This is a genomic window from Mesorhizobium sp. P3_B5 (assembly GCF_056402815.1).
The window spans coordinates 866,274-890,787 of sequence record NZ_JBFUGR010000001.1 but is presented as its reverse complement, the minus strand read 5'-3'; the positions used below and the strand labels follow the sequence as shown (position 1 = coordinate 890,787).

Genomic DNA, 24,514 nt, shown 5'->3' with positions numbered 1-24,514 from the left:
TAAAATCAGCTGCATTGCCTTCTGCGGCCGCGCGCTGGATAGTCCTGCCGATGTTGCAGACCATAGCGAGTCACTGGCCCCAGATCCTGGTGATCATTCCAGCGGTGATGGCGACCATCGGCATCGTCCACGCCATCATGACGAAGGAGGATGTCCGCGCAGCCACGGGCTGGGTGGGCGTCATGCTTTTGTCGCCGTTTGTTGGCGCGATCATCTATGCGGTTGCCGGCATAAACCGGATCCGACGCGCAACGATCAGCGCGCAGCGGCCGCTCGATGGAGAGGCGGCTTCGGCAAAACGCGACGGCGACATTGCCGCGGAAAAACTGATTGCCGAGCGCTACGGCCTGCGCTTTACCGGACTGAAGACATTGGGCGACAGGGTGGCGCGGCGCGCCCTGACATCGGGAAATGCGATTGCGATCCTCAAGACCGGTGACGAGGCCTATGCCGCGATGCGCCGGGCGATCGACGGCGCATCGCGCAGCATCCTGCTTGAGACCTACATCTTCGACAATGACGAGGTTGGCCAGCTTTTCGTCGAAGCGCTGGCCGGAGCGGTGCGACGGGGTGTGACCGTTCGCGTGCTGATCGACGCCGTCGGCGTGCGCTACTCCGTCCCCAGCATCCTCAAGCTTCTCAAAGACGCAAACATCACCGTCGATCTCTTCAATGGCAACATCGTCATGGGCCTGCGTCTTCCCTATGCCAACTTGCGAACGCACAGGAAGATCCTGGTCGTCGACGGCACGGTCGCCTTTACCGGAGGGATCAACATCCGCAAGGGATTCTCGGCCGAGTTCTCGGGGTCCGCCAGCTCGGTGGACACGCATTTCCAGGTCACCGGACCGGTGGTGGCCGACCTGTTCTCGGTTGCCGCCGAGGATTGGCGCTTTGCCGGCAACGAGGCCCTCAAGGGCGACGTCTGGCAGGTGGACGTGCCCTCGCCGCCTGCCGGTCAGCCAATGCTGGTGCGGGCGGTGGCGTCGGGGCCGGATGCCCGCATCGAAACCAACCAAAAGCTGCTGATGGGGGCATTTTCCGTGGCCCGCCATTCGATCCTCATCATGTCGCCCTATTTCCTGCCGGATCGCGAGCTGATCAGCGCGCTGACGACGGCGGCCCGGCGCGGCGTCGAGATCGACATCGTCGTGCCGGCGGTGAACAATCTCTTCCTTGTCGACCGTGCGATGACGGCGCAACTCGATCAGGTGCTGAAGCATTATTGCCGGGTATGGCGCCACGCGGGCGCGTTCGACCATTCGAAGCTGCTTTCGGTCGACGGCGTCTGGGCCTATGTCGGCTCGTCCAACCTCGATGCCCGCTCGCTGCGGCTGAATTTCGAAATCGACATGGAGGTTCTGGATGCAGGCTTTGCCGCCGAGATCGAAGCGCGCATCGGATCGGCAATCGCCTCCGCCACACAAGTGACGCTCGAGACCTTGAAAGCGCGGCCTTTTGTCATTCGTGTCTTCGACCGATTGCTGTGGCTGGGATCGCCCTATCTATAGAAGCTGAAAGCCGGAAAGACATAAGCAGCGCACATATGCAGAGAACCGTACGCAGCCTTCGGGCGAACATGCTTTCAACCATTCGCCGCAGAAAAGCCCGCGCGACAGGGTCCGCGCCGCATGAGCGGACGGATGCTGCCGGCACGCTGGTCGCATCCTACAACGTCCACAAATGCGTAGGCGTCGACAGGAAGTTCGACCCGGACCGGATTGTCCGCGTCATCCGGGAAATCGGCCCCGACGTCATTGCGCTGCAGGAGGCGGACAACCGTTTCGGCGACCGCGCCGGGCTGCTCGATCTTGCCCGCCTCGAAATGGAAACGGGCCTGGTGCCGGTGCCAATATCGGGAAACGGCAAGGGACATGGCTGGCACGGCAATGTCTTGCTGTTCAAGCGCGGCACGGTTCGCGATGTCCATCAGATAAAGCTGCCGGGCCTGGAACCGCGCGGGGCGCTGGTTGCCGAGATCGACCTGGACGAAAAACGGACGCTGCGCATCATTGCCGCGCATCTCGGCCTGCTGCGCCGGTCACGCTCCGAACAGGCCCGCGTCGTGCTCGATATCATGAACCGCCCGGACGAAACGCCAACGCTGCTGCTTGGCGATCTGAACGAATGGCGGCTCGGAAACCGGTCGGCGCTGAAGACGCTGCATGCGACTTTCGGCTCCTCGCCGCCGGCGGTTCCCACCTTTCCGTCGAGCCTTCCGCTCCTGGCGCTCGACCGGATCATGGCCAACCGACACGACATGATCTCGACAGTGGAAGCTCACGACACGCCGCTGTCGCGGGTTGCCTCCGATCATCTGCCGCTGACAGCTTTCCTGCGGCTGTAGCTGCCTCAGCCGTCCCGCAGCCAGACCAGCATCTCGCCGGGCTCGCGGTTGTCCCAGGCAAAATACGGAACGGCGGTGATCTTGGTCTCGCTCACCGCCGGCGGTGCGGTGCGGTAGAGCCCGGTCTCCCAGTTTTCCTGGGCCTCCGTGCTGGCTATGGCCGAAAGCGTGACGATGCCGCCGAGCAGGTTCGGCTCGGGATGCGCCTCGATTTTTGTCGTTCGCGGCAAAGCGATACGGTGCAACTGGCCGGCATTGTCGGTTTCCTCGACACAGTAGATCAGCGGACCGCGAGCGAGGGCGACGCGGCCGATATCCTGGCGCACCTCGGGGTTGGCGAAGAGGCGGGCAATGGACATTTCGAGATCGAGTTCCACCCGGTCGCCGTGGCGCCACTCGCGCCGGATCGCGGCATAGCCGTCGCTGGTGATGCCATCCAGTTCGACCGCGGCGCCGTTGACCTTGAGCGCCGCCTTGCCGCACCAGGAGGGCACGCGCAGGTGCAAGGTGAACTCGACCGACGCTTCGGTTTCGATCCGGAGCGAGACCGCGCCGTCCCAGGGATAATTGCTGGTTTGGATCAGACTGACCGACCGGTTCGATATGTCGAAGCGGGCGGTCGAGTCGCCGTAAAGGTGGACGGCGAGTGCGTCGTCCGACAGGCTGTAGAAATAACTGCCGATGGAGGCGACCATGCGACCGATATTGGGTGGGCAGCACGGGCAGCGGTGCCATTTCCAGCGATTGTGCTTACCACGGCTCTCCAGCGGATTTTCGTAGAAGAACAGCGAACCGTCGAGCGACAGGCCGGAGATCGAGCCGTTGTAGAGCGCCCGCTCCATCATGTCGGCGTAACGCGCATTGGGACCCATGCCGAGCATGCGGCTGGCCCAGAACACCAGCCCGACCGAGGCACAGGTCTCGGCATAGGCGGTTTCGTTGGGCAGGTCGTAGTCGCTGGTAAAGCCCTCATTGTGCGCCGATGGCCCGATGCCGCCGGTGATGTAGAGGTTCTTGGTGGTGAGATCGTTCCAGAGACGATCGAGCGCCACGCGCAGCGTATCGTCGCCATATTCGGTGGCGATGTCGGCCATGCCTGAGAACAAATACATCGCCCTGACCGCATGGCCGACGACCTTGTCCTGCTCGCGCACCGGCTTGTGCGACTGGTTGTACTCGTAAGTCTTGAAATGATAGGCTTTTGGGTCCGTGCCGCGGGCCAACGCCTCCTCGTCGAAATAGTGTGGCTGCTGGCCGCGCTGGTCGATGAAATACTTGGCCAGGTCCATGTATTTCTGCTCGCCCGTCGCCCGCGCCAGCTTGACCAGCGCCAGCTCGATCTCCTCATGGCCGCAATAGCCCTTCTTCTTGCCGGGCTCGGGGCCGAAAGTGTCGGCGATATGGTCGACATAGCGGCACATAATGTCGAGCAGCTTGCGCTTGCCCGTGGCCTGGTAATAGGCGACCGCGCCTTCGATCAAATGGCCGGCGCAATAGAGCTCGTGGCAATCGCGCAGGTTGGTCCAGCGCTTGCCGGGCTGGATGCGCTGGTACCAGCTGGAGAGATAACCGTCTTCCTGCTGCAGTCTGCCGTAGAGATCGATGACGGCGTCGATCTTCTTCTCGAGTGCCGCGTTCTTGCGCCGGTAGAGCGAATAGGCGGCGGTCTCGATGGTCTTGCCCCAGTCGGAGTCCCAGAACATCTGCGTCGTCACCGTCGAGCCGGTGAAGCCGGGGCTGGCTGCCTCGTCGGGCGACGGCGAATGGAACGGGATGACGACGCCAGGTGACGGCCGGCCCGGGTCGATCTGCTCCAGCATGCGCGCTTCGACGCAGCGCTCGTAGAGGATGTCGGCGGTGCGCGACGCCACGGCATCGACACGGTCGCCCCAGAAGCCGCGCACGTCGACCTGCGGCACCGGCAGCGGACGGAAGGCGAGTTTGCCGGGCTTGGCGGATGGTTGGGCGGTCATCGTGTCACTCCGTTGGATATTGGTCATTTCACGGCGGGTCATTTCACCGCGCCGGCCATCAGGCCGCGGATGTAGAAGCGTTGCAGCAGCAGGAAGAGCACCAGGCACGGCACCATCATCACGGTGACGCCCGCCTGCACCGCGCCCCAGTCGATGGCGCCGAAGCGGCCCGATTGCAGCGCCGTCATCATGATCGGCAGCGTGAATTTGGACTGGTCGGTCATCAGCACGAGAGCGGCCAAAAACTCGTTCCAGGCGCCGAGGAAGGCGAACAGCGCGATGGTGACGATGCCCGGCCAGACCAGCGGCAGCATCACCTTCAACAGCATGGTGACGTTGTTGGCGCCGTCCATGCGCGCGGCCTCCTCGATCTCGCGCGGCACCGCGTCAAAGGCGTTGCGCATCATGAAGATCGAAAACGGCAATTGCAGCGTGGTGTAGACCAGGACCAGCCCGGTCAGCGTGTTGTGCAGGCCGATCTTGGTCAGCACCAGGAAGATCGGCGTCAGGATCGACTGGAACGGGATCATGATCGTCGACAGGATGACGATGAACAGCAGGTCCTTCATGGGAAAGCGGAAGCGCGAGAAGCCGTAGCCGGCGAGCACGCTGACGATCACCGACAACACCACCGTCATCGACGCGACATAGAGGCTGTTTTGCGCCGGCAGCCAGAGGCCGTCGCCAAAGGTGTTGAGCGTGCGGTAGTTCTCGATCGAAAAGCCAGTCGTTGGCCACGGCGGCAGCGGCGGCTGGCGCGCCTCCTGCGCCGGCTTGAAGGTCGACAGCACGGCCCAGACGATCGGCGCGATGAACAGCGCCGACGCTATCATGCCGGTCGAATGCTCGGCGATGTTGAGCCCGAGACGGCTCCTGCGGCTTCTTGCCTGCGCCATCAGTCGATGCCCTCGGGTTTGCGCAGCAGCCATAGCTGAACCAGGCTGAGCGCCACCAGTATGGCCAGCAGGATCATCGACAATGCCGCGCCGTAGCCGAGTTTGAACGAGACGAAGGACTGGTTGAAAATCCAGTAGACGGCGGTCAGCGTCTGGTTGCGCGGGCCGCCGCGCAGGATGATGTAGAACTGGTCGAAGGCGAGGATCGAGCCGGCGACCGACAGGATCAGCGCCAGCGCCAGCGTGCGGCGCATCAGCGGCAAGGTGATGGCGCGAAAGCGGGCGAACGGCCCTGCCCCGTCGATCATCGCGGCTTCCTGCAGATCGGTCGGGATCGACTGCAGGCCGGTCATCAGGATTATCATGGTGAAGCCAGCCACCTTCCAGACGACCATGGCGATGATCGACCAGAAGGCCGGCTGAAACGTCGCCAACAGATTGAACTTTTTCGCGGTCAGGCCGAGGTCGAAAGCGGCCGGGCTGAACAGGCCGGAATCGACATTGAGCAGCCATGACCAGAGCAGGCTGGCCGAGGCGAAACCGACGACGGCCGGCATGAAGAAGGATGTCCGGTAGAAGCCGGTGAGCGGCCGCGGCCTTTCGATGAACAGTGCCAGCGGAAAGGCGACGGCGAAGATCACGATGGTCACGATCACGGTGTAATAGCCGGTGAAGCTCAGCGCGTTCCAGAACCTGTTGTCGCGCAGGATCGCCCGGTAATTGTCGAAGCCGATGTAAAAATGCTCGCCCATCAGCGGCCAGTTGTGCAGCGACATCCACGCCGTCATGCACAGCGGGATGATGAAGAACACGACGACCAGCGCCACGGCCGGCGCCACATAGAGCAGGCCGATCCACTGCCGGCGGCCGGCGCCGACCAGCTTTCTGGCGCGTGGCGGGGTGGTGGTGATGGCGGTCATGGGTAGGCTCCGGGTGCGGTGGTCCCCTCCCCCTCGAGGGGAGGGTCCGGCCGAAGGCCGGGGGTGGGGTCCTCTGCGCAGTGCGCCGACGAAAAAGGAACGTCGAGCACTGCCGAGACGACCCCACCCGGACCTGCGGTCCGACCTCCCCTCAAGGGGGAGGTAGGGCGATTGCATGTCCGGCCGCCCGTCCAGGGAGAACGGACGGGCGACCGGATCAGGACTTTTGACGGCAAAGGCGTTGCGCCACCCCTGCCGCCGGCCAGTCCTTATTTCTGCGCCTGGTCGATGATCGACTGCATGGTCTCCTGTGCATTCGCTATTGCGCCATCGACGTCGTCGCCGAAGAAGACCTCGTTGATCATCTGCGTCCACGGACCGTTGGCCGAGTTGATCAGATCGTTGAACACCACGGAATAGGGCGTGCGGCCCTTGGCCATGGCTTCGGCGGCGATCTGGTAGCGCGGATCGAGATCCTTGAGCGCGTCCTTGGCGATGTCGCCACGCACCGGCAGGCTGCCGTATTTGGCCAGGATGGTCTGGCCCTCGAGCGAATAGGCGAAGTCGAGGAACTCCTTCACCACGGCGAGCTTCTTGGTGCCCTTGGTGACGACGAAATTGTCGCCGCCGGCGAAGGACGACCAGCCGCTGTCCTTCCCCGGCAGGAAGGTGACGCCGTAGTCGATGTCAGGATACTGGGTGTTCAGCGCACCGATGGCAAAAGCGCCGGACGGCGAGATGCCGATATTGCCGCCGGCAAAGGCGGCAAAGAAGTTGGCGCCGGTGTCGGTCTGCGCGCCGGCCGGCACCAGATCCTTCTTGACCATAGAGCGGTAGAGATCGATGGCGCCGCGCAATTGCGGGCTGTCCAGCGTCGCCTTCGAGCCGTCTTCGCTCAAAATGTCGCCGCCCGAGGCCCAGATCAGCGGCGTGAAGGTAAAGATGTTGCAGCCGCCGCAATTGCCGGAGAAGTAGAAGCCCTTGATGTCGCCGCCGAGCGCGTTGACCTTCTCGGCGTCGGCCGCGATCTCGGCCCAGTTGGTCGGGCCCTTTTCGGGATCGAGCCCGGCCTGCTTGAACAGTTTCTTGTTCCAGATCAGCACCGAGGCGTCGGCCGAGAACGGCAGCCCATAGATGTGGTCCTTGTAGGTGCCGGTCTTGACATGCGCCGGCGACAGGCTGGCGAAGTAAGGCAGCGATTTCGCCCAGTCGGTGATGTCTTCGAGCTGGCCGGCGGCGGCAAAGGACGGCGTGTAGATCAGGTCGAGCGACAGCGCGTCGGGCGCCGTGCCGCCGGCAGCGGCAGCACCATATTTCGGGATGATCTCGGCATTGGGAATGATGTCCAGCTTGACCTGATTCTCATGGCCCTTGTTGAAGGCATCGACGATGCGCGGCATGAAGTTCGAGCCGTCGGCGCGAACCCAGATGTTGGCGGTCTCGGCGGCAGAAGCTGTTGCCAGCGTGCCCAAAATGCTCGCAAAGGCGAGCCCGGCGATCATGGTCTTCATGGTTCTCCTCCTCATGGTTTTCTTCTCCTCCCTGTGGCCGCGCTCCCCGCGCGACCTTTTGATTCTCAACCGCCCGGCGGGCGGCCGCATGACTGACGCACCACCAGCCGGCACGGCAGTTTTCGAATGCCCGGCGCGGCCGGTTGGCCACCGACGAGCGAAAGCAGAGTGAGGCCGGCCTCGCGGCCGAGCGCTGCCAGGTTCATGTCGACCGAGGTCAGCGGCGGGCGGGTTGCCTCGGCCACGATCTCCCAATTGTCGAAACCGATGACGCCGACATCGCCAGGCACGCCAAGGCCGCGCTCGCGCAGCGCATCGATGACGCCGCGCGCGATCTGGTCGTTGCCGCAGAAGACGGCGTCGGGTTTCTCGCCCTTGCCGTCGAACAGTTTTCCAACGGCGTCATGCCCCCAGGCTTCCGACCAGGTGCCGAGCAAGGGCTCGGTGACCGGCAAGCCATTCTCGACAAGCACATCGCGAAAAGCCTGCGCCCGCTCATGCACCACGGCAAAACTCGCGGGACCGCTGACATGGGCGATGCGGCGGCGCCCGAGCCGGCAAAAATGCTCGACCGCCAGCCGCGCGCCGCCGGCATCGTCCGAGACAAAGGCGATGGCGCCGGGATCGGGCTGGCTGAAAGCGTAGATCACGGGAACGCCGAGATTGGCGAGGTCGACCGGCAGATGGCGGTCGATGCGCTTGCCGCTGGCGATGATGCCGTCGATGCGCTTGTCCAGCATCGCCTCGACATGCAGCTGTGCCAGCCGCGGATCGTCCTCGACATTGCACATGAACACCGAGACACCGGCATCGACCAGCGCATCGGAAATGCCCGACATGACCGGCAGCGAAAAGCGGCCATAGGTGTCGTTGGTCAACAGGCCGACGGTAAAGGAGCGGCGCCTGAGCAGGCTCTGCGCCAGGCTGTTGGGGCGAAAGCCAAGCCGCTGCGCCGTCTCGCGAATGCGCTGCCGCGTCTCCGCAGTCATCCGCCCCTGCCCGTTCAGCGCCTTCGACGCTGTGGCCACACTGACGCCAGCCATCGCCGCGACTTCACGCAGGGTGACGGGTTGCTTGGTAGGTGGTGGCGTGTCGGAGGCCATTGATCGGGTGTCGGTCCTCGGTTTGGGAAAAGGTTTTCTCTTACGGGCCTGTAGTGTGTCGAGGTGGTGGGTCGATGGACGCTGCGGGGTTTGGGAAAAGGTTTTCTCAGAGGAGATTAGGATGAGAATTTGGGGATGGCAAGAGGGATGTGGCGAACTGGCGACGAGATCGACACGGTTTGCTGCCAGTGACCGCGTTCATGTCAAAACCCGGTATTGAGAGTTTAGTCTAGGCCAGAGAAAGCGCCCTCCCGCAAGGGCCAACGAGCGGCCGCGCAAGATCCGACCCCAGACACACTCCAGAAACAAAATTCAACAGTTCGGAAAAACTGGCGAAAAGATCGGGTGGCATAAGCTGCCGCGGTCGGGATTCCGGGTTGTTCCTTTTTGGCAGCGTCGGTCCTTCATCAACAATCGCAGCGGCGGCAGGGCTGAAAATGCCTGCTCGAGCAGGAACAGCCGGGCGTTGCCCGGCCAGGACGAAAGAGTATGGAAATGGACTTCGATATCGCCGGACTGGACAGCGACGCGGCAACGCCGATCGTGCCAAGCGCACTGGCAAGGATCGCTCCGGCAAGGGGTGCGCAGATCCTGACGGGCGCCGACTTTGCCCGGCAGCCGGGTGAGCGGCTTGAGACGGTGTTCGAGCAGCTTGCCGTCACCTTCGCCGCCTTGCCGGCGGTGATCTCCGACGGGCGTGTCTGGACGTATCAGGAGCTGAACAGCCGCGCCAACCAGTTCGCCCGCATGCTGATCAAGCACGGCGTGCGGCCGGGTCACCGGGTCGGGCTCATTCTCGACCGGTCGGCGGAGACCTATGTCGCGTTGCTGGCGGTGATGAAGGCAGGCGCTGCCTTCGTGCCGCTGGCCACCGCGTTTCCGCAGGAGCGGATGGCGCTGATCATCGAAGACGCCGGCGTCAGCATGATCGTCACCATCGCCGCCTATGCGTCGCGCGCCGGTCAACTGCCGGTTCCCCATGTGCTGATCGACAGCGCCGCCGCCGAGATCTCCGCCCAGTCGCCTGCGCCGCTGAAGCCGCAGGCGAAGACCACCGACGACATTTGCTACATCCTCTACACCTCGGGCACCACCGGCAAGCCCAAGGGCGTGGTCATCAGGCACCAGAGTTTCGTCAACTTCATACACGTCGCCGCCGCCTCCTACGGATACCGGCCGGGCGACCGGGTCTACCAGGGCATGACCATTGCCTTCGACTTTTCCTCCGAAGAGATCTGGGTGCCGTTCGTCGCCGGCGCGACGGTGGTGCCGGCGCCTGGCCAGATGCCACTGGTAGGCGAGGAACTGGCGGATTTCCTGCGCCTTCATGACATCACCTGCATGGCCTGCAGCCCGACCTTGCTGTCGTCGATGACGTCGGACGTGCCCAGCCTGCGCACGCTGCTGGTGGGCGGCGAGGCCTGCCCGCACAATCTGGTGGTGCGCTGGTCGAAGCCGGGCCGGCAGATCCTCAACACCTATGGCCCGACCGAAGCGACCGTCACCGCGACGATGGGGGCGCTGACGCCGGATAAGTCCGTGACCATCGGCGCGCCGTTGCCGACCTATTCCATCGTCATTCTCGACGCCTCGCTGCCGCAGCTTGCCGAGCCCGGCGAGCTGGGCGAGATCGGCATTGCCGGCATCGGGCTCGCCGTCGGCTATCTCAACCGGCCCGACCTGACCGAGCAGAAATTCATTGCCGATTTCGTCGGCCTGCCGAACAACCCGTCGCAGCGCATCTACCGCACCGGCGACCTTGGCCGGATCAACGACAGCGGCGAGATCGAGTATGCCGGGCGCATCGACACACAGGTGAAGATCCGGGGATATCGCATCGAGCTCGGCGAGATCGAGGCGGTGCTGCTCGACCAGCCCGAGATCGCGCAGGCTGCCGTCACCACCTGGGAGATCGAGCCCGGCCGCGTCGAACTCGTTGCCTATTACGCGCTTAAGACCGGCGTAGCGGCGATTTCCCGAGGGGATCTCGCCCAGACGATGAAGCGGCGGCTGCCCGATTACATGGTGCCCTCCTACCTCGAGGAACTGCCTGCGATCCCGATGACGGTCTCCAACAAGGTCGATTTGCGCCAGCTGCCGAAGCCGACCAGCGTTCGGCTTTCGGCCGATCGCGCCATGGTGCCGCCCGCCAATGAGGACGAGCGTTTCCTGGCCGACGCGCTGGCGACGGTGCTGAAGTTCGACGCGGTGTCGGTCGAGGACCACTTCTTCGACGATCTCGGCGCCAACTCGCTGCTGATGGCCCATTTCTGCGCGCGCGTGCGCACCCGGAAGGAATGGGCGACGACGTCGATGCGCGACATCTATCTCTATCCGACGGTTGCGCGCCTGGCGCAGCATCTGGGCGTGGCGGAAGAGATGACGACGGCGACCAACGAGCCTGTTCTCACCCGCCGGGCCTCGAACTTTGCCTACTGGACCTGCGGCGCGGCGCAGCTTTTGTTCTACTGCCTCTACAGCTACGTCGCGTTGTGGGCGATCAATGACGGCCTCAACTGGATGTATGACGCGCTCGACGAACCGCTGCAGCTCTATTTCAGGTGCGTGGCGCTGTCGGCCGCCGTGTTCTTCGGCATGTCGGGCTTTGCCGTGCTGGCCAAATGGGTGCTCATCGGCCGCTGGAAGGCGGAAGTGTTTCCCATCTGGGGCCAACGCTACTTCCGCTTCTGGGTGGTCAAGACCTTGATGCGCACCGCGCCCGTCGTGCTGTTCCGCGGCAGCCCGCTCTACAGCCTCTATCTGCAGCTGCTCGGCACCAAGCTCGGGAAAAACGCCGTCATCGAATCGAAGTCCGTGCCCGTCTGCACGGATCTCATCTCGATCGGCGACAACACCATCCTGCGCAAGGAATCGATGATCCTCGGCTTCCGCGCCCAGTCCGGCTATATCCACACCGGGCCGCTCACCATCGGCCGCGATGCCTTCGTCGGCGTCGGCTCCACGCTCGACATCGACACCAGGATCGGCGACGGCGCCCAGCTCGGCCACTCGTCCTCGCTGCATCGCGGGCAAAGCATCCCGGACGGCGAGCACTGGCATGGATCGCCGGCGGTGCCGACCACGGCGGACTATTGCAAGGTGCGCAACGTCAATCCTTACCAGGTCCGGCGCTTCCTCTATGAAACGCTGCAGTTGGTCGGCCTGTTCGGCCTCGTCACCCCGCTGCCGCTCCTGTTCCACAGCTACTGGGAATATGTCGGCGACGACTATCAGGAGACGATCGGCCTTGTCGCGATCGGCACCACGGTCACGCTTTTCGGCTACATCGCCGTGGCCTTTGCGGCGGCGACGCTGGTGCCGCGCCTGACAAGCCTGATCTTGAAGCCAGGCCGCACCTACACGCTCTATGGCTTCCGCTACTGGCTGCAGACCGTCGCCGAATTTTCGAGCAATTCCCGCGTGCTCGGGCTGCTGTTCGGTGACAGCTCGGCCATCGTGCACTATATCAGCGCCATCGGCTGGAACCTTAACAAAGTGGTGCAGACCGGTTCCAATTTCGGCTCCAACCAGCAGCACGAAAACCCGCTTCTGTGCGAGATCGGCACCGAGACCATGGTGTCGGACGGGCTGTTCATGATCAACATGCACAAGTCCGCCTCGGCCTTCAGGCTCGAGCCGACGCGCATCGGCGAGCGCAACTATCTCGGCAACAACATCTACTATCCGCCGGACGGACGCACGGGCGACAACGTCCTGCTCGGCACCAAGGTGATGATCCCGATCGACGGGCCGGTGCGCGAGAATGTCGGCCTTCTCGGTTCGCCTGCCTTTGAAATCCCGCGCATGGTCAACCGCGACAAGGAGCTTATCGCCGGCGTCGACGAGGCAGACCGGCGCCAGCGCATCCCGTTCAAGAACCGCCACAATCTGGTGACGATCCTTTTGTTCGTGGCAACGCAATGGGTCATGCTGTTCGTCACGCTGGCGATCTGGGACCGGGCGCTGAACTACTATACCGAATGGGCGGAAGTCGCCCTGTTCGTCGCCGTGATCTTGACCTCGGCGATCACCATTCCGTTCTACATCCTGGTCGAGCGGGCAAGCCTTGGTTTCCGGCGCCTGAAGCCGCAGATGACGACGATCTACGATGTCGCCTTCTGGCGCCACGAACGCCATTGGAAGCTGGCGGATTCGCCGATCGTGCGCCTGTTTGCCGGCACGCCGTTCCGGCCGATGATCCTGCGCCTGCTCGGCGTCAGGGTCGGCAGCCGAGTCTATGACGGCGGCAGCAATTTGACCGAGCGCTCGCTGGTCGAGATCGGCGACGACGTCACGCTCAACGAGGGCTGCGTCATCCAGGCCCATTCGCTGGAGGAAGGCGCGTTCAAGTCGGACTTCATCCGCATCGGCGATGGCTGCACGCTCGGACCTTCCGCCTTTGTCCACTATGGCGTGGTGATGGGCAAAGGCTCGATGGTCGATGCGGACTCCTTCGTGATGAAGGGCGAAGAGCTGGAACCCAACTCGATATGGCGCGGCAACCCGGCCAAGCTGCATCGGTTCGTCCAGCCGGTCACGGACGATGGTTCCAGGGCATCGGTTTGACGACCGCAGACATCCGTCTGGTTTCGGTGACCGCGGCCAACCGGGCCCTGGTCGCGGTCCTGGAACTGGCTCCGGATCAGATGGATTTCGTCGCCAGCAATGCGGAGTCCCTCGACGAAGCCGAAACAGACGCGGACGCACAGCCGCGCGTCGTCATGGAAGGAGATCGCATCGTCGGTTTCCTGATGTACGAGGCAGACGACGATGAGGCGCGCATCTACCGCTTCATGATCGATCGCGCCCATCAGGGCCGAGGCTACGGCAAGGCCGCGTTGCGCGAAGTGCTGGATGAGATCACGGGGCTCGGCCACATCAGCCACGTTTCGATCTGCTACGAACCTGGGAATGAAGCGGCGCGCCACCTCTATCGCGCTGCCGGTTTCGTCGAAGAAGGGCTGGACGAGGACGGGGAAATGATCGCCGATCTCGCCCTGCCGGGATAGATCGACCAGCCATGACACGGCCGCTCGACGTTGACGCGAGCCTGTCGGCGCAGACATCGCTGCTGGCGGCGATGGTCGCCATGGCGCCGATCGGCGTTCGCATCGGATGCCGCACGATACGCGAAGCCGATGAGAACCACCTGCTGCCGCAGGAAGCTCGCTCCATCCCGTCACGCCAGCCGCCGATGCGGCGGGCGAGCGGCGCGGCGCGGTGGATCGCGCGCGGACTGCTGGCCGATATGGGCTTGAACGATGTCGCTGTTTTGCGCGGCTCATCCGGTGCGCCGGTATGGCCCCAGGGGATAACGGGGTCGCTGGCTCACGACGACGAGATGGCCGTGGCGGCAGTCGCACCCATTGGCCACATCGCCTCGCTCGGCATCGACGTCGAGCCCGCCCTGCCCTTGCCCGACGAAATCTTCCCGCTCGTTGCAACCACTGCGGACCGGACCGACGCAACCGACCGGCGTCTTGCCGGTCGCATCCTGTTTGCCGCCAAGGAAGCCGTCTACAAGGCCGCCTACCCGCTTGATCGCGAGGTGCTGGACTATGAGGACATCTCCGTCGATCTCGACGCAGGCGCCGCGATGACGAAGACAGGCCGCAAAGCGAGGCTGGTCTACTGCGCTGCTCCGCGTGTCGTCGTTCTGGCGTTCGTCGACGGTGGCCAAGGCTCGTCCCTGTAAGCGCGAGAGGCGGCCTGCGCAGTGCTTGGCCAGGCCAGCCGAGTGCGGATCAAATTAGCTAAACTTTTATTAAACTATATGGGATCACCCTTGGCGCGCCTACAGTCGCAGACGGCGGATCACAGGTGATGTCGCATGGCGCGAAACCCGGAAACGAAACTCGACGATCACAGCCTGATAACGTCGATATTGGTCAAGAGGCATCGAGCGGAAGCGCCCGATATTGTCGACGCCGACGAACTGAAGGAGCGGACGGCAGAGCTCGCACTTGTCCTGGATCTCGCTCACCAGGCATTCGCAAAGAAAGCGCCGGCAGGACCGATAGTCGACCGTCTGGCAGGCCGACTCCACGAGCTTCGCAGGCAGTCTGCTCCCGCGGTCTGGCAGGCACTCATTCCCCTGGCCCAGCAACATCGCGTTGCCGAATATTTGCTGCAAGATCCGTTCACGCGCTGGTCCTTCGAAAAGCCGCGCGGCTATTCGGGCGATGCAAGCCTGCTGGACATTTACTACAAGCACCCCAGCGCCGACGAGATGGTGGCTTCTTCGACCCCGCTTGGCCAGGAGATCTACGCCTATACGAGCGAGGCGGCGAGTTCTGCTGCCGGACGAGAGCGGCGCAACATCCTCGCCAAAACGGTGGATGAGACGGCCCGCCGGGTCGGGAATGCCGAGGTGCTGGCGATCGCGTGCGGTCATCTGCGCGAAGCCGAACTCTCCGAGGCGCTCTCTCAGGAGAAATTGAAACGCTGGATTGGACTGGACCAGGATCCTGTCAGCGTCGACATCGTGAACCGCGATTTTGCCGGCACGGTGGTTAAGGCTGTGGAAGGCTCGGTGCGGGGCCTTCTTCGTCGCGCCTACCCTCTTGGCGCATTCGACCTCGTCTATGCCTCGGGTCTCTACGACTATCTGGCGCCCGCTATCGGCATCCGCCTGTTTCAGAGAGCCATGGAAATGGTCAAGCCCGGTGGCGAACTGCTTTTTGCCAATTTCAGCGACGAGATCACGACCGATGGCTACATGGAAACCTTCATGGATTGGCCGCTGATCCTGCGTTCGGCTGACGATATGTGGGACATCATCAATGCCGCGGTCGACAGGAATTGCGTAGACGCCGAAGTGTTCTATGGATCGAACCGAAACATCGTTTACGGCAAGGTCCGCAAAGCGTGATCCCAGGATGTGGACGGCGGTGACATTCCGGGCCGGCGGTTGACACCAGGCACCAAGTCCGCGCGCCTTGGGTTCTTTGGTCGAAGGTCTCAGCCATGAGGTCGAGAATTTCGGGTTGAACGCCGGGCAACCGCTGCCATCCAGCTGTCAATCAAACAAATTTAAGAAAAATGTCCGGGTCGCGCGAAACATTCCGTAAGGCCGGCTCCTTATGATTGTGATTTTCGTGAGGCTAGGCGCGACCGCAACGCGGAACATCAGCGCTATCTTATGAAACGGGGCGTAGAATCCTGTCCAGCCGGAGCGAATCATTAGGATCTGTGCATGACTCAAACGTTGGCCGATGTGGTTGAAGACGAAGTCCTTCCGCAGCGGCAAGAGCCACTTCCGGGAGACCTGCGCAAGCTTTACCGAATGGAGGGCGAGAGTGCCCGCAGAAAGGCTGCCCGGCAGGGGCTCTGGCTCGCGGTTGCGTGCTATCTCTCGTTTTCCGTCACCGATATACTGCTGATCCCGGATGTCGCGGCTTACACGATCGGCGCGCGTTTTGCGGTCAGCGCAATCGCGCTCGTCGTCCTCGAAACACAGTATCGCCTGGGGTTCAAAACGGAAGGGCTTGATCTCACCTGCGCGGTCGCCCTGGTCTCAGGCTATATTGGTTGGTTGATTCCGGCGATAACGACCGGATACACTCAGAATTTCTCTTACTTCATGATTTTTGGCTCCATCTTCATGATGGGCGCCAACCTGTTCTTTCGATTCCAGTTTGTCCTTTCGATTGTGTCGTCTGGCGTGGTCCTCGCCGCGTTCTTCGTCGCTCTGTATTTGTTTCCTGCAACCTTGTCTTACCAAATCGCCCTCGGGACATTTTACATCTCGTGCTTCACGTTTACCTCCTACGTGAACTGGAAGCTGAATGAGGAGCGCTACAACGTCTTCCTGAATGCGCTGGAAGCCAAAATCCAGCACAAGGAGGCCACCGAACGCGGACAGGCGCTGCTCAATCTGTCGAGAACCGATCCCCTTACAGGTCTCCAGAACCGGCGAGCGATTGACGAGAAACTGCGGGACTACTGGAGTGGCTGGCAGAGGTTCGGCAACAGTTTTGTGGCGATTCTCATCGACGTCGACTTCTTCAAGAAGTTCAACGACTGTTACGGCCACCAAGAGGGCGACCGCTGCCTGATCCTTGTCGCCAACGCCCTTAGCGAAATGATCAAGGGGTACAATGGCTCAATCGGCCGCTACGGTGGCGAGGAATTCATTGTCCTGGCTCGCCTGGAAGAGAAAGAGCAGGTCGCGGACCTTGCCGAAGCCATTCGCCGCACGGTGGAGGATCTCGGCCTTACCCATGAACTGCGGCGCGACGGCATCTCGGTCGTGACGGTGAGCGTTGGGGCTGCGTTCACCCGGCTGCAGACCGGCGCCAAGCTGGAGAAGATCATCCACGAGGCTGATCGCGCACTTTACCTGGCAAAAGCCGGCGGTCGAAATTGCGCCCGGCTGTTCGATCCATCCGACCCCCAGAGCAGCGACGAGAGCGAGAACATTGCCGCTTTGCTGAAGATCGCGATCGGCCAGGATCTCGTTTCACTCGTCTATCAACCGATCCAGGATGTCGCATCGGGCCGGGTCGAGGCGGTGGAGGCTCTGATGCGCCTCAAAATGCTGGACGGCACATCGGTCCCACCGAGCCTGTTCATTCCGGTCGCGGAACGAACCGGCGCGATCCTGGAACTCGGCCGCTGGGCAATACGGACAGTGTGCGCCGAGCTCCTGGCGGACGATCATATCAGCGTCGTCAGTGTCAATGTCTCTCCGATCCAGCTCAAGACACCCGGCTTTGCCACCTCGGTTGCGGCCATTCTGGGCGAGACCGGCGTGGGCGGCAGCCGGCTGGCCTTCGAACTCACCGAGGGGCTGGAGATCGAGATGCACTCGGACATTCTGCGCTGCATCAGCGACCTCAAGCTGCTCGGGGTCAGGATATGGCTCGACGATTTTGGGACGGGCTTCGCAGGCCTGTCATGGCTTCGTCTGATCGATTTCGATACGGTGAAGATCGACCGCTCGTTTCTTCACGACTGCGCCGCCCCCAGGGGCAAGGCGATGCTCCAGGACATTATTGCCCTGGTCCGGAATCGCGGCCACAAGATCCTGGTCGAAGGGGTGGAAACCGACGAGCAGATGGCGCTCATGCGCGATTTCGGCATAGACAAGATCCAGGGCTTTCGCGTCGGCCGCCCCGCTCTGGCCAAAAGTTTCCAGACGAAACAGACCCCCTACAAACGCACACTCACTGTCGTCAAGTCCGCATGACAGCGGTGCCGGCGGCGACCCGGCGGTGCCTGTCGCGCGACAAGCTATCGAGACTGGCGGGCGCCACTTTGCCGGATCCGCTTCAGCCAGGGCGCCAGGTGGAAGCCGCTCATCAGCAGGTACATCGGCACCATTCCGCTGAGTGGTGAAACACCCTGCCCGCCCATGCAGAGCATGGCGGCATCGCCACTGAGGATGCAGGTCAGCAGCGCCATGACCGCGAAAGTCGGCGCCGCTGCGAGGGATATGAGATCAGCTGCGCCGAGCGCGGCCTCGCCGGCGCCGTCTGCATGAGGCTCGCTCATGGTCTGTTTCCCTTGATACCACGGAGGCAGCAGAAGCCCCGCTAATCCACGGAGCTGGGCTCGCGCAGGCCAATTACTCGGCGCGGTCGCGGAATGCCGCCTCGCCGGCGTCCGACACCTCTTCCCATTTCTTGTCGGGCGCCGCGTCATAGCTGTCGTGCCAGTTCCACCATTTGTAGGTCGGGGTCTGCGGATAGCCTTCGGGCGAGTCCTCCCAGACCTCCTGGCGGCCGAGCGGGGTGGCGTCGAGGTAGTTCCAGACGGTGCCCATCGCCTCGTCGCCGCGGCTGTTGATGAAGTAGGTGCGAAACACCCTGTCACCGTCGTGGATGAACACGTTGTGGCCGTGCCATTCGGCGACGCCAAAATCGGCGTCAAAGCTGTCGGTGATGGTGTACCAGGGCATCTTCCAGTCCATCCGCTGCTTCAGCCGCGCAATGTCGGTCTGCGGGGCGCGCGAGGCATAGACCAGCGTGGTGTCGCGGGCGTTGAGATGGGTGAGATTGCCGACCTGATCGGCGCCCATGGAACAGCCGCGGCAGGCGTGATCGGGCCAGCCATGGACGCCGGGCTCGAAGAAGGCGCGGTAGACGATCAGCTGGCGGCGGCCGTCGAACAGGTCGAGCAGGCTGGCCTTTCCGTCAGGCCCTTCGAAGACATATTTTTTCTCGACTTCCATCCACGGCATCCGCCGCCGCTCGGCGGCCAACGCATCGCGAGCGCGGGCCTGCGCCTTTTCCTTCACCAGCAAGGCTTCACGCGCGGCCTCCCACGCCTCCTGCAAGACGATCGGCGGTGTCTTCATGGCGAGCCGCGCCGAGCCTCCCTCGCCTGTGCCATTCGTGTGACTGGTCATCGTTCTTCTCCTCTCTGCCGTTGCGTGCGGGTCGTGAGTTAGGGCGCGCGTGCCAATTGGCGATAAAGGCGATGGTATCTCGCTATTTTCCGGGCTCCGAAGCCACCTGCCCGATGGGGCGCGCACCGGCCATATAGCGATCATTATCAAAGGGTTCGGCCTGGTTGCTTTCGAGGTCCCACAGATGCCGGTGGGTGGCCGGCAGGTTGCCGAGATAGACATGCAGCGCGCCCGAGCGCGCATTGCCGGTGTTGGCCACCGAATGCACGATGTGCGGCGGCATATGCATCACGGCGGGCGCGGCGATGTCCTGCCTCTCCGGCACGTCGATCTCGCTGCCGATAATGGGATAGATGAAGTTGGTCTCGCTGCCCTTGTAGATGCCGATCAGCGCATCCATCAGATGGTTGTGCGGGGGATACTGCAGGCCGGGCGACAGCGTGATGTGGTAGATCGTCAGATTCGGGCTGGCGTGCAGAAGCACTTCGTCGTCGTCTTCCTCATGCGCGAGCACGCCCGTCGCGTGAAAACGCCTGGTATGGTCGTGCAGCACCGTCCTGACGCGTTCGAACGGATCGGGGCCTTGCGCGGCGTTGACGATATCATTGGTTACGGCGTAGAGAGGCGAGCTGGGGGAAAGAGACATTGTCAGTTATCCCTTCTGAGATGCTCAGTGCAAATATCTGAGAAGCTCACGCTAGCGAATGCCGATACCGGCGTCAACTGGGCCCAAACGGAAGACCAACATGACTCCTCCGAAAGCCGCGGCGGCATCGACCGCCGACATACTGCGCAGCGAAGAGGCCTATGAGCAGGTCAAGACCGATATCGTCGCCTGCGTGCTGCGCCCCGGCGAAAGCCTGACCGAAAAGCAGATCGGCGACCGCTACCAGATCAAGAAGGCGACGATCCGCTCGGCGCTGGCCCGTCTGACGCAGGAAGGGCTGATCAAGAGCGAGCCCAGGCGCGGCTATGTCATCGCGCCGCTCAGCCTGCGCGACGTCAACGAAATCTTCGATGTGCGCAGCCTGATCGAGCCGGAAGTGTTCCGTGTCGCTGCATCGGGCCTCACCGCGCGCGGGCTGGAAGATGTGAGACTAGCGGCGAAGAAGGTGCTGAAGCCGGAGACGCTGCGCAGCCACGTTGCGTTCCTCGCCGCCGATCGCGCCTTTCGCCTGGCGCTGGCGGAGCTGTCGGGAAATCTGCGGCTGGCGCGCCTGCTCGATCAGATACTCGACCAGTCGGAGCGCGTTCTCCATCTCGGCTTCAAATCGCGCGACCTGACGCAACTGATCATCAGCCAGCAGCAGGAATTGGTGCTGGCCTGCGAGGTGGCGGAGGTTTCCGGCATCGTCAAACTGGCGCGTTCGCAGTGCCTGCTGCTCAAGAAACAGGTGCTCGAAGCCTTGCTTGCCAGCGCCAAGCTGCAGGAAGCCAATCTGCAGACCTTCGCATAGAGCCTATTCCCATCCCGATGAAAGATCGGGATGGGGCTCTATCTTCCCTCACCGTGTAGGCGCCTGCTAGGACGTCGCACGCAGGTTGCGGCGGGCGCGCCGCCTGTGTGTTGCGCGCGCCGCCTCGGCCACCGCGCCGTTGATTTCGACCACGACGCCTTCGCGCGGCTTGGCGTTGGTGACCCTGTGCAGGCGCTCATAAGGCAAGAGCTCCTTGATCCGGGCATTGAGCGACGCGACTTCAGCTCGCAAATCCTCGCATTCCTGCCTCTGGACATCGTACTGCATTTGTTCAGATGCCTGCTGCAGGGAAAGCTGCGAATAATTTGCGTTCACCGCCGAAAGGTTCATCTTGTCGCTCTCGCTCTCCTTCATGAGCGCAGACAGTTTTTCATCCGCAACCTGCTTTTCGGCCACGGCGTCGCTCCATTGAGTCCGAAGCGTGGCTATCTCGGCAGCCGCTGCGCTGCTCTCGTTCGAGGCCAGCTCCAGTCGCGACTGGAGGTTCTGAATTTCAGAACGCAAGCCGTCCATCTCCAGGTGATTGCGGGTGAGCTCGGCTTGCGTGTCACTTTCCATGAAACGGGCCGCTTCCGTCATTTCCGACAGCTTCGTTTGCGCCATCTCGAACGATTTCTGAAGCCGCATTTCCTCCTTCTCGCTCTTGCCAAGCGCAGCCAGCAGTTCCGAAAGTCGCACCGCCTCGCTGGCATGAATCGTCGAGAGCTCGTCGAGCCTATGGCGCGTCTCGGTTTCCCGCTTGTGCGCCTTGTCGAGTTCAATCTGCAGGCTGACATGCTTTTCCCGCAGCATCTTGTTCTCACGTAAGCGTCTGTTGGCCTCGACCGTCTTGGCCGCTAGCGTCTTGACGACCTCGCCGAATTCCGCTTCGCGTTTTGCGCTTGCATTGGCTGCCTCGACCAGTTCCAGCCTCACTGCAGCCAGCGCAGCTCGAAGTGCCTCCTTGTCCTGAACCAGGCCCGCCTCATGCTGCTGCAAGACTTCGACGGCGCCTTCGCGCTCGCGCAGCTTTCTGGCCGCATCGTGGAGCTGTTCCGACAGACCTCTTTGGTGTGCGGTCAGGCCGGTATTTGCCAGTTCCAGTTCGTTAGCGCGAAGAACATCGCCATGGAGGATGTTCAAGAATTCGCGTGTCAGATGGTGCGAAGTCGCGATCTCCGACAGTTTCGCGTTGATCTCCTCCAGATAGTCCTGGGCATCGTGAAAGAGCCCATCAACCGCACTCAATGCAGCCAGCCGGGTTTGCGTGTGCGAAGTCAGCAGCCGTACGGTCTCTGGACGATCCGCACCGTTCTCTGGCTGGGCGTTGTCGTTGTTTGTCGCGAGATTCTCGTCCGCGTTCTCCGGCGGCGACTGGTCGTCTAGTTTGAGACACTCATCGAACGCGTCCGCCAACTCGGCTTCGAGCTTCTCAAATGCTCTGTCGGAATTAGCGGCACGCTTCATCAACCCCTTGAAACTCATGGCCTAACACTCCTTACACTCCCTCCATTTTTTTACTTAAGGAATTGCTAACATTCCTTTTTACATCCTCTTCTTCCGTTGGGGAAGCCCCACCGAGCCCTGAGCAGCCTTGGTTGATCGATACGCTCTTGGGCGCCGGCGCAGCAGACGCGACGCTGGCCCGCAGTTCACCCTGCTTGCGTTTGGCCTTGGTGGCGCCGCCCGTAAGGCAGATATCCGGTCACCCCCGCGCAGGGGCACCAAGCGCCCTCACCCGGCGGCACGCTTGCCGCGTTTGGTCTTGCCGGCCCGCGCTTCTAGCGTCTTCTCGATCTGCCGCTTCAGCTCGTCCTTGATATCGACGGTCTCGGCCAGCAAGGCGTCGATCTTCATGAAGTCGAGCACCCGGTATTTCGACACCGCCGGACGGATCAGAATGTCGGGCTGGCACTGCTTAAGCTTGTTGGCGATGATCGACTGCATCATCAACTGCGTGGCGCCGAACATCAGGTCGACGGAGGTCGGGTTCTTGCGCTCGGCTTCGGTCGGGGCACCGACGACATCGACGGCGATAATGATGTCGGCGTCATGCTCGATCAGGTCGAACGGTACCGGATTGTAGATGCCGCCGTCGATCAGCAGCCGGCCGTCGCGCATCACCGGGCGGAATACCGCGGGAATGGCGGCCGAGGCGGCGAGTGCCGAATGCAGGTCGCCGTCTTCGAAGACGGCCAGCTTGTGACCAAAATAGTCCGTCGCCGTCACCTTCAGCGGTATCTTCAGCTCGGCGAAGGTTTCGGGAATAGCGTCGGGCAGGAAGGCTTTCAGGATGCGCTCGACATTGAACTGGCTGACCCGCAAGCCGCCCTGCATCGCCTCGGCAAAAGTGCCCGGCCGCGCCCGCCACATGCGCGTCGCCACCTCGGCGCGGCGCATCAGGATCGAACGCGTATAGTCCTGGATGTCCCGGCCGGCCATGCCCGAGGCCATGCCGGCGCCCATGATGGCGCCGATCGACGAGCCGGAAATGGCGACCGGCCTGATGCCCAGTTCGTCCAGCGCCTCGATGACGTGGACATGCGCCAGCCCGCGCGCGCCGCCGCCGCCAAAGGCGATGCCGAAGCTTGGACCAGCACTCATCCCTTGCCGCCCAGCGCCAGTTTTGGTCCGACGACCATGATGGCCGGCTCGGCAGAAAGCAGTTTCTTCGCCGCCGCCTTGACCTGGTCCAGCGTCACCCCGTTGATCAGGGCGCCGCGGCGCTGCATGTAGTCGATGCCGAGCTTGTCGAGCTGCAGTTCGACCAGCGTCGCTGCAATCGCGCTCGAGGAATCCAGATTGTTGATGGCATAGGCGCCGACCATGTATTTCTTGGTCGCTTCAAGTTCTTCCTCGGTCGGCCCCACCTCGGCCATGCGCTTGACCACCTCGCGCACGACGCCCAGCGTCTCGGCCGCCCTGTCGGAGCGGGTCGCCGTGGTGACGAGCAGCGCATCGGCGTGTTTCTGGTCGATCAGGTCGGAACTGACGCTGTAGGCCAGGCCGCGCTTTTCGCGCACTTCGTCGAACAAGCGCGAGGTGAAGGTGCCGCCGCCGAGGATCTCGTTCATCAGCACCGCGGCGAAAAAGTCCGGCGCGTCGCGCTTCACGCCGGGATAGGCCAGTTGCAGCGAGGTCTGCGGCAGGTCGTAGTTGACCTCGAGTTGCTGGCCGAGCTTCGGCTCGATATCGGCGACGGGGTTCAGCGTCTGCTTTTCCGGCAGGTCGCCGAACAGCGCGTCGAGCTTTTGCTTCAGCGTCCTGGCGTCGATGTCGCCGACCACCGCCACATGCAGGCCGTCGCGGGCGAAATTGGCCTTGTGGAAGGCTTTCAGATCATCCGGCGTGATGGTGGCGAGGCTTTGCTTGGTGCCCTCGTCGGACCTGGAATAGGGATGGGTGCCGTAGATCGCTTCCGCCCATTTGGTCTGGGCGATGGTGCCCGGGTCGTTCTCGCCGGCGATGATGCCGGACAGGATCTGCGAACGAATGCGGTCGATCGGCGCCTGGTCGAAGCGCGGTTTGGTGACCGCCAGCCGCAACAGGTCGAACGCCGCGTCGTTGCGTTCGGCCAGCATACGCATCGAGCCATAGGTGCCGTCGCGCCCGGCCTCGAAGCCCATTTCAGCGCCGACATCATCGAGCTTTATCTGGAAGGCCTCGCTGTCGAGATCGCCGGCGCCCTCGTCGAACAGGCCGGTCATCAGATTGACCAGCCCTTCCTTGCCAGCTGGGTCCTGCGTCGAGCCACCGTCGAAGACGAAGCGGATGGCGATGATCGGCACCGTATGATCTTCCACCAGCCAGGCGGTGATGCCCTTCGGCGATTTCACTTCCTGGATGTCCATGGCGCGAGCGGCGAGCGCCGGCAGGGTAAGGAAGACGAGGGAAAGGAACAGGGTCGCCAGCGGCGTGGCGGTGCGGCGGGGCAGGATCGCGAGTCTGTTCATCGG

Annotated in this window: 19 protein-coding genes; 8 read left to right on the top strand and 11 right to left on the bottom strand. The window is 62.8% G+C overall.

Annotation, left to right across the window (positions count from 1 at the left end; translation table 11 throughout):
- Nucleotides 1–50 precede the first annotated feature (50 nt).
- Together AC1DVW_RS04435 and AC1DVW_RS04430 are read left to right on the top strand one after the other, a co-directional pair.
- Nucleotides 51–1,511: a phospholipase D-like domain-containing protein gene (locus tag AC1DVW_RS04435; protein WP_477321416.1), complete on the top strand. Its 1,461-nt coding sequence runs from the start codon at nt 51–53 to the stop codon at nt 1,509–1,511.
- 35 nt (nt 1,512–1,546) lie between these two features.
- Nucleotides 1,547–2,347 carry an endonuclease/exonuclease/phosphatase family protein gene (locus AC1DVW_RS04430; protein WP_477273552.1) on the top strand — a complete coding sequence of 267 codons (801 nt, stop codon included), beginning with the start codon at nt 1,547–1,549 and terminating at the stop codon, nt 2,345–2,347.
- 5 nt (nt 2,348–2,352) lie between these two features.
- On the opposite strand, the gene AC1DVW_RS04425 is transcribed toward AC1DVW_RS04430, so the two are convergent.
- From AC1DVW_RS04425 to AC1DVW_RS04405, 5 genes are all read right to left on the bottom strand, one after another.
- On the bottom strand, nt 2,353–4,320 hold the full coding sequence (locus AC1DVW_RS04425) for a glycoside hydrolase family 127 protein (RefSeq protein WP_477321414.1): 1,968 nt from the start codon (nt 4,318–4,320) through the stop codon (nt 2,353–2,355).
- Between the two features lie 38 nt (nt 4,321–4,358).
- A complete protein-coding gene (locus AC1DVW_RS04420) occupies nt 4,359–5,216 on the bottom strand; it encodes a carbohydrate ABC transporter permease (RefSeq protein WP_477242683.1) in 858 nt (285 codons plus the stop codon).
- Nucleotides 5,216–6,136, bottom strand: coding sequence for a carbohydrate ABC transporter permease (locus tag AC1DVW_RS04415; protein ID WP_477242682.1), 921 nt, complete (start codon nt 6,134–6,136; stop codon nt 5,216–5,218). The genes AC1DVW_RS04420 and AC1DVW_RS04415 overlap by 1 nt, the downstream gene beginning before the upstream one ends.
- Nucleotides 6,137–6,405: 269 nt before the next feature.
- Nucleotides 6,406–7,647 (bottom strand): ABC transporter substrate-binding protein, encoded by a 1,242-nt coding sequence (locus tag AC1DVW_RS04410; RefSeq protein ID WP_477321412.1) that lies wholly within the window; start codon nt 7,645–7,647, stop codon nt 6,406–6,408.
- 65 nt (nt 7,648–7,712) lie between these two features.
- Nucleotides 7,713–8,750: a LacI family DNA-binding transcriptional regulator gene (locus AC1DVW_RS04405; protein WP_477321410.1), complete on the bottom strand. Its 1,038-nt coding sequence runs from the start codon at nt 8,748–8,750 to the stop codon at nt 7,713–7,715.
- 489 nt (nt 8,751–9,239) lie between these two features.
- Here AC1DVW_RS04405 and AC1DVW_RS04400 point away from each other — a divergent pair, with 489 nt between their 5' ends.
- The 5 genes from AC1DVW_RS04400 (at nt 9,240) to AC1DVW_RS04380 (ending at nt 17,940) form a co-directional block, all read left to right on the top strand.
- Entirely contained in the window at nt 9,240–13,316 is a 4,077-nt protein-coding gene (locus AC1DVW_RS04400; protein WP_477321408.1) for a Pls/PosA family non-ribosomal peptide synthetase, read from the top strand.
- Nucleotides 13,241–13,759, top strand: a complete 519-nt coding sequence (locus AC1DVW_RS04395) for a GNAT family N-acetyltransferase (RefSeq protein WP_477321406.1) — start codon at nt 13,241–13,243, stop codon at nt 13,757–13,759. Before AC1DVW_RS04400 ends, AC1DVW_RS04395 begins: the two co-directional genes overlap by 76 nt.
- Nucleotides 13,760–13,770: 11 nt before the next feature.
- Entirely contained in the window at nt 13,771–14,445 is a 675-nt protein-coding gene (locus AC1DVW_RS04390) for a 4'-phosphopantetheinyl transferase family protein (protein ID WP_477321405.1), read from the top strand.
- A gap of 135 nt (nt 14,446–14,580) precedes the next feature.
- Nucleotides 14,581–15,621, top strand: coding sequence for a class I SAM-dependent methyltransferase (locus AC1DVW_RS04385; protein WP_477321403.1), 1,041 nt, complete (start codon nt 14,581–14,583; stop codon nt 15,619–15,621).
- 324 nt (nt 15,622–15,945) lie between these two features.
- Nucleotides 15,946–17,940, top strand: coding sequence for a putative bifunctional diguanylate cyclase/phosphodiesterase (locus AC1DVW_RS04380; RefSeq protein ID WP_477273577.1), 1,995 nt, complete (start codon nt 15,946–15,948; stop codon nt 17,938–17,940).
- Between the two features lie 44 nt (nt 17,941–17,984).
- Here the strand turns inward: AC1DVW_RS04380 and AC1DVW_RS04375 are convergent, their stop codons facing one another.
- The 3 genes from AC1DVW_RS04375 to AC1DVW_RS04365 form a co-directional block, all read right to left on the bottom strand.
- The gene (locus AC1DVW_RS04375; RefSeq protein WP_477242673.1) at nt 17,985–18,245 is read right to left on the bottom strand and encodes a hypothetical protein; all 261 of its coding nucleotides are present in this window, start codon (nt 18,243–18,245) and stop codon (nt 17,985–17,987) included.
- A 73-nt stretch (nt 18,246–18,318) separates the two neighbouring features.
- The gene (locus tag AC1DVW_RS04370; protein ID WP_477242672.1) at nt 18,319–19,101 is read right to left on the bottom strand and encodes a DUF899 domain-containing protein; all 783 of its coding nucleotides are present in this window, start codon (nt 19,099–19,101) and stop codon (nt 18,319–18,321) included.
- A gap of 82 nt (nt 19,102–19,183) precedes the next feature.
- The gene (locus AC1DVW_RS04365) at nt 19,184–19,747 is read right to left on the bottom strand and encodes an autotransporter (RefSeq protein ID WP_477242671.1); all 564 of its coding nucleotides are present in this window, start codon (nt 19,745–19,747) and stop codon (nt 19,184–19,186) included.
- 100 nt (nt 19,748–19,847) lie between these two features.
- On the opposite strand from AC1DVW_RS04365, the gene AC1DVW_RS04360 reads away from it, so the two are divergent.
- Nucleotides 19,848–20,558, top strand: coding sequence for a GntR family transcriptional regulator (locus AC1DVW_RS04360; RefSeq protein WP_477242670.1), 711 nt, complete (start codon nt 19,848–19,850; stop codon nt 20,556–20,558).
- 66 nt (nt 20,559–20,624) lie between these two features.
- On the opposite strand, the gene AC1DVW_RS04355 is transcribed toward AC1DVW_RS04360, so the two are convergent.
- The 3 genes from AC1DVW_RS04355 to AC1DVW_RS04345 all read right to left on the bottom strand — a co-directional run bounded on the left by AC1DVW_RS04355 (nt 20,625) and on the right by AC1DVW_RS04345 (nt 24,511).
- Entirely contained in the window at nt 20,625–22,043 is a 1,419-nt protein-coding gene (locus tag AC1DVW_RS04355) for a coiled-coil domain-containing protein (protein WP_477321401.1), read from the bottom strand.
- Between the two features lie 249 nt (nt 22,044–22,292).
- On the bottom strand, nt 22,293–23,162 hold the full coding sequence (locus AC1DVW_RS04350; protein ID WP_477273585.1) for a patatin-like phospholipase family protein: 870 nt from the start codon (nt 23,160–23,162) through the stop codon (nt 22,293–22,295).
- On the bottom strand, nt 23,159–24,511 hold the full coding sequence (locus tag AC1DVW_RS04345) for a M16 family metallopeptidase (RefSeq protein ID WP_477321399.1): 1,353 nt from the start codon (nt 24,509–24,511) through the stop codon (nt 23,159–23,161). Before AC1DVW_RS04345 ends, AC1DVW_RS04350 begins: the two co-directional genes overlap by 4 nt.
- Nucleotides 24,512–24,514: the final 3 nt, after the last annotated feature.

Excerpts from the sequence above, each read along its gene's own strand:
- AC1DVW_RS04435 (WP_477321416.1), top strand. The coding sequence starts at position 51 with ATGTTGCAGACCATAGCGAGTCACTGGCCCCAGATCCTGGTGATCATT.
- AC1DVW_RS04430 (WP_477273552.1), top strand. The coding sequence starts at position 1,547 with ATGCAGAGAACCGTACGCAGCCTTCGGGCGAACATGCTTTCAACCATT.
- AC1DVW_RS04425 (WP_477321414.1), bottom strand. The coding sequence starts at position 4,320 with ATGACCGCCCAACCATCCGCCAAGCCCGGCAAACTCGCCTTCCGTCCG.
- AC1DVW_RS04420 (WP_477242683.1), bottom strand. The coding sequence starts at position 5,216 with ATGGCGCAGGCAAGAAGCCGCAGGAGCCGTCTCGGGCTCAACATCGCC.
- AC1DVW_RS04415 (WP_477242682.1), bottom strand. The coding sequence starts at position 6,136 with ATGACCGCCATCACCACCACCCCGCCACGCGCCAGAAAGCTGGTCGGC.
- AC1DVW_RS04410 (WP_477321412.1), bottom strand. The coding sequence starts at position 7,647 with ATGAAGACCATGATCGCCGGGCTCGCCTTTGCGAGCATTTTGGGCACG.
- AC1DVW_RS04405 (WP_477321410.1), bottom strand. The coding sequence starts at position 8,750 with ATGGCCTCCGACACGCCACCACCTACCAAGCAACCCGTCACCCTGCGT.
- AC1DVW_RS04400 (WP_477321408.1), top strand. The coding sequence starts at position 9,240 with ATGGAAATGGACTTCGATATCGCCGGACTGGACAGCGACGCGGCAACG.
- AC1DVW_RS04395 (WP_477321406.1), top strand. The coding sequence starts at position 13,241 with ATGGCGCGGCAACCCGGCCAAGCTGCATCGGTTCGTCCAGCCGGTCAC.
- AC1DVW_RS04390 (WP_477321405.1), top strand. The coding sequence starts at position 13,771 with ATGACACGGCCGCTCGACGTTGACGCGAGCCTGTCGGCGCAGACATCG.
- AC1DVW_RS04385 (WP_477321403.1), top strand. The coding sequence starts at position 14,581 with ATGGCGCGAAACCCGGAAACGAAACTCGACGATCACAGCCTGATAACG.
- AC1DVW_RS04380 (WP_477273577.1), top strand. The coding sequence starts at position 15,946 with ATGACTCAAACGTTGGCCGATGTGGTTGAAGACGAAGTCCTTCCGCAG.
- AC1DVW_RS04375 (WP_477242673.1), bottom strand. The coding sequence starts at position 18,245 with ATGAGCGAGCCTCATGCAGACGGCGCCGGCGAGGCCGCGCTCGGCGCA.
- AC1DVW_RS04370 (WP_477242672.1), bottom strand. The coding sequence starts at position 19,101 with ATGACCAGTCACACGAATGGCACAGGCGAGGGAGGCTCGGCGCGGCTC.
- AC1DVW_RS04365 (WP_477242671.1), bottom strand. The coding sequence starts at position 19,747 with ATGTCTCTTTCCCCCAGCTCGCCTCTCTACGCCGTAACCAATGATATC.
- AC1DVW_RS04360 (WP_477242670.1), top strand. The coding sequence starts at position 19,848 with ATGACTCCTCCGAAAGCCGCGGCGGCATCGACCGCCGACATACTGCGC.
- AC1DVW_RS04355 (WP_477321401.1), bottom strand. The coding sequence starts at position 22,043 with ATGAGTTTCAAGGGGTTGATGAAGCGTGCCGCTAATTCCGACAGAGCA.
- AC1DVW_RS04350 (WP_477273585.1), bottom strand. The coding sequence starts at position 23,162 with ATGAGTGCTGGTCCAAGCTTCGGCATCGCCTTTGGCGGCGGCGGCGCG.
- AC1DVW_RS04345 (WP_477321399.1), bottom strand. The coding sequence starts at position 24,511 with ATGAACAGACTCGCGATCCTGCCCCGCCGCACCGCCACGCCGCTGGCG.